Annotated in this window: 6 protein-coding genes; all 6 read right to left on the bottom strand. The window is 56.2% G+C overall.

Annotated elements, in window-relative coordinates:
- The coding region (locus tag RTK32_RS14235; protein WP_312045042.1) for an ATP-binding cassette domain-containing protein at window positions 1-272 on the bottom strand (272 nt) is incomplete at its 3' end.
- The gene (gene dppD / locus RTK32_RS14230; protein ID WP_312045040.1) at window positions 259-1248 is read right to left on the bottom strand and encodes a dipeptide ABC transporter ATP-binding protein; all 990 of its coding nucleotides are present in this window, start codon (window positions 1246-1248) and stop codon (window positions 259-261) included. The genes dppD and RTK32_RS14235, both read right to left, overlap by 14 nt.
- A 9-nt stretch (window positions 1249-1257) precedes the next feature.
- The gene (gene dppC, locus RTK32_RS14225; RefSeq protein WP_312045037.1) at window positions 1258-2160 is read right to left on the bottom strand and encodes a dipeptide ABC transporter permease DppC; all 903 of its coding nucleotides are present in this window, start codon (window positions 2158-2160) and stop codon (window positions 1258-1260) included.
- A 10-nt stretch (window positions 2161-2170) separates the two neighbouring features.
- On the bottom strand, window positions 2171-3190 hold the full coding sequence (dppB, locus tag RTK32_RS14220) for a dipeptide ABC transporter permease DppB (RefSeq protein WP_312045035.1): 1020 nt from the start codon (window positions 3188-3190) through the stop codon (window positions 2171-2173).
- A gap of 189 nt (window positions 3191-3379) precedes the next feature.
- The gene (gene dppA, locus RTK32_RS14215; RefSeq protein ID WP_312045033.1) at window positions 3380-4990 is read right to left on the bottom strand and encodes a dipeptide ABC transporter periplasmic-binding protein DppA; all 1611 of its coding nucleotides are present in this window, start codon (window positions 4988-4990) and stop codon (window positions 3380-3382) included.
- Between the two features lie 612 nt (window positions 4991-5602).
- The gene (locus RTK32_RS14210; RefSeq protein ID WP_312045031.1) at window positions 5603-5932 is read right to left on the bottom strand and encodes an SMR family transporter; all 330 of its coding nucleotides are present in this window, start codon (window positions 5930-5932) and stop codon (window positions 5603-5605) included.
- Window positions 5933-6261 lie beyond the last annotated feature (329 nt).

The raw sequence follows: 6261 nt of genomic DNA, 5'->3' as shown, positions 1-6261 counted from the left end.
TGCGCGGCCGGATCGTGTTTTAATAAATCCTGCCCCTGATAAAACAGCTGCCCTACCGTTGGCGTTTCGATCATGGTCAGCAGCCGGCCCAGCGTGGATTTGCCGCACCCCGACTCGCCTACTACCGCCAGCGTTTTACCGCGCTCCAGGTTAAAAGAGACGCCGTCCAACGCTTTTACCAGGCGCTCCTGGCCAAACAGCCCTTTCTTGACCGGATAGTGCTTTTTCAGGTCGATGGCCTGCATCAGCAGGGTGGAATCAGATGGCTTCATAAGTTGGTCTCCCGGCATCATCCAGAGGGTAATGACATTTGGACTGGCGTCCCGGAATATCACGGAGTTCAGGTTCTTCAATCCGACAACGGTCGGTGGCATACGGGCAGCGCGGGTTCAGCAGACAGCCGTTTGGCCGATCGTACTTGCCCGGCACCACGCCCGACAGCGAGGCCAGCCGCGCCTTATCGGCTGCGAATTCCGGCAGCGCGCGCAGCAGCGCCTGGGTATACGGATGGCGCGGGGCCTTAAAGATATCGACCGCTTTGCCCGTTTCCACGACCTGGCCTGCGTACATCACAATAATATGCTGTGCCGCTTCGGCTACCAGCGCCAGATCGTGAGTGATCAGGATCAGCGCCATGTTTTCCTGACGCTGAAGATCCAGCAACAGCTCAATGATCTGCGCCTGAATCGTGACGTCCAGCGCCGTGGTCGGTTCATCCGCAATCAGCAGCTTTGGCCGACAGGCGATAGCCATAGCGATCATCACGCGCTGGCTCATCCCACCGGAAAGCTGATGCGGATAGACATCAAGCCGCGAGGCCGGATCGGGAATGCCCACCTGCGTCAGCAGGTCGACAGCCCGCTGACGACGCGTGCTTTTATTACCGCCCTGATGCACCTTAATCGCTTCCATTATCTGGTAGCCCACGGTGTAGCAGGGATTCAGGCTGGTCATCGGATCCTGGAAAATCATCGCCACTTCCGAGCCGACCAGCTGACGGCGCTCTTTCTCAGAAATGCGCTTCAGATCGCGCTGGTTAAAAATCAGGTTATCGGCCATGACTTTGCCGGGAAAATCAATCAGCCCCATAATGGCCAGCGAACTCACCGATTTACCGGAGCCGGATTCGCCGACGATCCCCACCACCTGGCCCTGCTCAACCTGATAGCTGATGCGGTCTACCGCACGGAACGGCGTCTTTTCGTCGCCAAAATGCACCGACAGTTTGTCTACAGTTAATAATGCCATCGCTGCCTCTTACTGCTTGAGTTTCGGATCGAGGGCATCGCGTAAGCCATCGCCCATCAGGTTAAACGCCAGCACGGTCAGCAGGATCGCCAACCCCGGGAAGGTCACGACCCACCAGGCGCTTTGCGCATACTGCAGAACGTCGGAGAGCATGGTGCCCCACTCCGGCGTTGGCGGTTGCGCCCCCATTCCCAGAAAACCCAGCGCGGCCATATCAAGGATGGCGTTAGAGAAACCTAACGATGCCTGCACGATCAGCGGGGCCAGGCAGTTAGGCAGAATATTGACGAACATCTGCCGGATGGCGCCCGCGCCCGCCACGTTGGAAGCGGTCACGTAGTCGCGGCTCACCTCAACCAGCACCGCCGCTCGCGTCAGGCGAATATAGTGCGGCAGCGCCACGAAAGTCAGCGCGATAGAAGCGTTAACGATTGAAGGCCCGAAAATCGCCACCAGTACCAGCGCCAGCAGCAGGCTTGGCAGCGCCAGCATAATATCGACCAGCCGCATGATGATGGCATCGGTCGTGCCGCCGACATAACCGGCGAGCAGCCCGAAAATCACGCCCAGGATCAACGACAGCACCACCACCAGGCAGCCAACCAGCAGCGACAGGCGCGCACCGTACATCAGTCGCGACAGCACGTCGCGGCCGACATCATCGGTACCCAGGATATAGTGCCAGCTGCCGCCTTCCTGCCAGACTGGCGGATGCAGGAGCGCATCGCGGAACTGTTCGGCTGGCGCATGGGGCGCAATAAAGTTGGCGAAAATAGCGATAAAAAACACGATGACCACATAAGCCAGGCCGAGAACGGCACCTTTGTTGCGCTTAAAGTAGTGCCAAAACTCCTGCAAAGGGGTCATCGGCTTGGGTGCGGCGGGCACGCTGCCCGGATCGACTAAAGACATACGAAGCCCCCTATTTCTTGTGGCGAATGCGCGGGTTAACCACGCCGTAAAGCACGTCAACCAGCAGGTTGACCAGAATGATCATGATGGCCACCATCAGCACGCCGCCCTGCACTACCGGGTAGTCGCGACGCTGGAGCGCATCGATCAGCCAACGGCCCAGACCAGGCCAGGAAAAAATCGTTTCGGTCAGGATGGCGCCCGCCAGCATGGTGCCGACCTGGAGTCCGATAACCGTCACCACAGGCAGCATCGCATTACGCAGCGCATGCACCACGATCACGCGCATCCGCGTCAACCCTTTGGCGCGGGCGGTACGGATATAGTCCTCGCCCAGCACTTCCAGCATCGCCGAGCGCGTCATGCGCACAATCACCGCCAGCGGAATGGTGCCGAGCACGATTGCGGGCAGGATCATATGCATCACGGCATCTTTAAAGTCGCCGGGCTCGCCCCAGAACAGGGTGTCGATTAGCATAAATCCGGTGAGCGGCTGGCTGTCGTCCAGAAACACCGTATCCCCGATGCGTCCGGCAACGGGCGTCAGGTTAAGCTGAACGGAAACCAGCATAATCAGCATCATGCCCCACCAGAAAATCGGCATGGAATAGCCGGTCAGCGAGATGCCGACGCCAGTGTGATCGAAAATGGAGCCGCGTTTTACCGCCGCCAGCACGCCGACCGGGATACCGACCGCGACCGCGAAGATCATGGCGCAGGTGCCCAATTCCAGCGTCGCCTTAAAGCGCGGGACGAATTCCTGCCAGACAGGGATACGGCTTTTCAGGGAGATGCCCAAATCGCCGTGAAGTACGCCCCAGACGTAGGAGGCATACTGTTGCCACAGCGGCTTATCCAACCCCATTTGTGCCAACAGCTGGGCGTGGCGTTCGGCGGACATGCCGCGCTCGCCCGCCATAATCAGTACCGGATCGCCTGGGATCATATGGACAAAAGCAAAGGTTAACAGGGTGATACCAATAAACGTCGGGATAACAAGTCCCAGACGTCGGAGTATGAACTGCAGCATAATCCGGATTCTCTCTAAGTTCCCGCAGACCGTAGCCTGGGGGATTATAATTGCTCACATCTTACGGTCGGGCAGCCCGTCCGCGACGCCGTTGCCGGCGCCTTGACCAGATTGACTTAAGCCTTGCGACGGGCCGTCGAACACGGCCCACAGGGATGGGTAAAGCAGCCGGCGAACCGGCCGCTCTCTTTACTCCTGAATATCGACGTTCTCGAAGTGATGCTTGCCTAAAGGATCGACCACGTAGCCAGAGACTTTTTTGCTCACTGGCTCATACACAGTCGAGTGCGCGATGATCAGTGCAGGTGCCTGGTCATGCATGATGACCTGAGCCTGTTTGTAGTACTCAATACGCTTGTTGTGATCGGCTTCGGCGCGCGCAGGCTGGATCAGCTCCTCGAAAGGCTTATAGCACCAGCGAGAGTAGTTAGAGCCATCCTTCGCAGCGGTGCAGCTGAACAGCGTGGCGAAGAAGTTATCCGGATCGCCATTGTCGCCCGTCCAGCCCATCATCACGGTCTGATGCTCACCCGCTTTCGCGCGTTTGAGGTATTCACCCCACTCGTAGGTAACGATTTTGGCTTTCACACCGATTTTTGCCCAGTCGGCCTGAATCATCTCCGCCATGCGGCGGGCGTTCGGGTTATACGGACGCTGCACCGGCATCGCCCACAGGTCGATCGAGAAGCCATCCGCCATGCCCGCTTCTTTCAGCAGCGCTTTGGCTTTGGCTGGATCGTAGGCGTCATCCTGCACCGCGTCGTTGTAGCCCCACATGGTCGGTGGGATCAGGTTTTTCGCCGCCTGACCCGCGCCCTGATAGACCGCGTCGATAATCGCTTTCTTGTTCACCGCCATCGTCAGCGCCTGACGCACCTTGACGTTATCCAGCGGTTTTTTCTCGGTGTTGTAGGACAGGTAACCGACGTTCAGGCCAGGCATCTGCATCAGGTTGATATTTTTATCTTCCTTCATGCGTGCAATGTCGGCCGGATTTGGGTAAGGCATTACCTGACACTCGCCCTTCTGCAGCTTGGCATAGCGCACCGAGGCGTCCGGCGTAATAGAAAACACCAGGCGATCGATTTTCGGTTTGGTGCCCCAGTACTGGTCAAAGGCTTTATAAAGGATGCGGGAGTCTTTCTGGTACTGCAGCAGCTGGAACGGACCGGTACCGACCGGGTTCAGATCGACTTTTTCTGGCGTGCCGGCTTTCAGCATGTTGTCGGCATATTCCGCCGAGAGGACAGAGGCAAAATCCATGCCCAGATCGGCCAGGAACGGCGCTTCCGCCCGGGTCAGTACAAAGCGTATCGTCTGGTCGTCCACTTTCTCGACTTTAGCAATCAGCTTCGGCATGTCCATGCCTTCGAAGTACTCGTAGCTGCCGCCGGAGACGCCATGGTACTTGTTATTTTTATCCAGCTGGCGTTCAAAGGAGAACACCACGTCGTCGGCATTAAAGTCACGCGTGGGTTTAAAATCTTTAGTGGTCTGCCACTTTACGCCTTTGCGCAGGTGGAAAGTGTAGGTTTTGCCGTCCTCGCTGACGTCCCATTTTTCCGCCAGACCAGGCTGAAGCTCGGTGGTGCCAACCTTGAACTCGACCAGACGGTTATAGATCGGCACGGAGCTGGCATCATAAGTGGTGCCAGAAGTGAAAAGCTGTGGGTTAAAACCTTCAGGCGATCCTTCGGAACAATAAACGAGGGTCTTGGCCTGGACGCCAGCGGCCACGGTCAGGGCGGCCAGGCTCAGACCAACCTTCAGCATCCTGTTTTTAGCCAGGGAGTTACGCATGCTTCTGCTCCAGTTGTGATGGTGTGTTAGGCAGTTCGTCAGGCCTGTATTTTTTTAGGGTGGCCCGTACGCGTCAGAAGGTTTGGGTAGAAGAAGCGGCGAGGCTGAAGCCATCAGACAAATCCTTATCCTTTCTCTTCTGAGCGATCAATTTGTCAACAGTTGCATAAAACGTCAATACAGCCGTTGGCTATTTACACAGAGGATGAGAGGCGACAGGCAAATATAAAAAATAACCAAAACCAGGCTTTTCCAGCGCATATAATGCGCCATTAACTTTTTATGCCGCTTAAAATAGCGCCGGAAAATCATCAGCCAGTGGAACGCGTTGCAAAAAAACCGCTGAAAATAGTCGCCTGAATCCCATTTTTTTAACGATACGCTTTGCTTATATCTGCCATTACAGACAAAAATTCTGCAACGGCAGGATAAAAAATGGCCGATTTAGCCTCTTTTGCATCAGCCGCAGCGCGGCGCGAATTAACGCAACGGCAATGGGCGGAAGCCGCTTTTTAGCGACAGAAACGGGGAAAAGCGCGACGGGGATTACTGGCCTCACAGTACAATCTGCTGCCGGTATCGGCGCTACTCAGCGCCGATACCGGCCAGCCATCAGTGTGAAACGGCGCGAGACAGCGTATTGATAATAATGACCCCGACGATAATAAAGGCCATGCCGATTAACGCGGGCAAATCCAGACGCTGGCCGTGCCACAGCCAGGCAACCAGCGAAATCAGGACAATACCGACGCCGGACCAGATGGCATAGGCGATGCCGGTAGGCAAATGCTGTAGCGTCAGGGAAAGACAGTAAAAAGCGATGCCGTAGCACAGCACGGTGCCCAGGCCTGGCCAAAGCCGTGTGAAATTTTCCGAAGTTTTCAGCAAGGTTGTGCCAATCACTTCCGCCACGATGGCAATAAACAGCGTAAGGTACATCATGATGACCGTTCTCCTGGGTTACCTGTCCGGTTAGAAATCGACGCGCTACGCGCATCTGCGGCCTATCTTGCAAAGATTTGCGTTGGGCTTTTTGATCGCGCGCATGACTTTTTTCACCAACCTTAATAAGGCCTGAACGACTGGCAACAGACACATCTGGCCGGCTTGATTGATTTCGTCCCCCCGTCACGCGCGGTACTGCCCACATCAAACAGAAACACAAACTCAGAAACTCAGAAACTCAGAAACTCAGAAACTCAGAAACTCAGAAGCACAGAAGCACAGAAGCACAGAAGCACAGAAGCACAGAAGCACAGAAGCACAGAAGC

Source organism: Erwinia sp. (genome assembly GCF_031978025.1).
Lineage (GTDB): Bacteria > Pseudomonadota > Gammaproteobacteria > Enterobacterales > Enterobacteriaceae > Erwinia.
This window is presented reverse-complemented; position numbering and strand designations above follow the sequence as displayed.

What these genes read in the sequence shown, in the direction of transcription:
- RTK32_RS14210 (WP_312045031.1), bottom strand. Translation starts at nt 5,932, where the DNA reads ATGATGTACCTTACGCTGTTTATTGCCATCGTGGCGGAAGTGATTGGC.
- dppC (WP_312045037.1), bottom strand. Translation starts at nt 2,160, where the DNA reads ATGTCTTTAGTCGATCCGGGCAGCGTGCCCGCCGCACCCAAGCCGATG.
- dppB (WP_312045035.1), bottom strand. Translation starts at nt 3,190, where the DNA reads ATGCTGCAGTTCATACTCCGACGTCTGGGACTTGTTATCCCGACGTTT.
- dppD (WP_312045040.1), bottom strand. Translation starts at nt 1,248, where the DNA reads ATGGCATTATTAACTGTAGACAAACTGTCGGTGCATTTTGGCGACGAA.
- dppA (WP_312045033.1), bottom strand. Translation starts at nt 4,990, where the DNA reads ATGCGTAACTCCCTGGCTAAAAACAGGATGCTGAAGGTTGGTCTGAGC.